The organism is Lactobacillus sp. UMNPBX12, from assembly GCF_002553955.1.
Lineage (GTDB): Bacteria > Bacillota > Bacilli > Lactobacillales > Lactobacillaceae > Lactobacillus > Lactobacillus crispatus.
Genome location: NZ_PCYY01000083.1, coordinates 1 through 379 on the forward strand (window position 1 = coordinate 1; position 379 = coordinate 379).

The window sequence follows — 379 nt, forward strand, 5'->3', positions numbered from 1 at the left end:
GCCAGATTGCGGATTTGGAAGACGAATTAGGGGTCAAGTTATTCAACCGCCAACCACGCCATTTAACTCTGACACCTTCAGGACAATATTTATTAGAGCAAGCAAAAGAAATTTTAGCTTTAACTGCCAAAACTAAGAGCAACCTACAATCATCAACTGTAATCAGTGGTGATTTAACTATTGCTGCCGGCGAAAGTGTTGGGATGCAAAGACTGATGAATATTGTAAGTAACATTATTCAGGACTACCCTACAGTTAAAATTCATATTCTAAGTGGTGACTATGAATTCGCTGAAAAGAAGTTAAACATCGGTACAGTCGATTTTGCGGCCATCATTGGTAATGTTAACCTTTCAAACTATGCTTCCATTCAATTGCC

1 protein-coding gene is annotated in these 379 nt (G+C 38.5%); it reads left to right on the forward strand.

All coding sequences use genetic code 11. The annotated features are described in order from the left end of the window. Positions 1-379 (forward strand): LysR family transcriptional regulator (locus CP363_RS10585; RefSeq protein ID WP_143468730.1); only part of this gene is annotated, 379 nt, incomplete at both ends.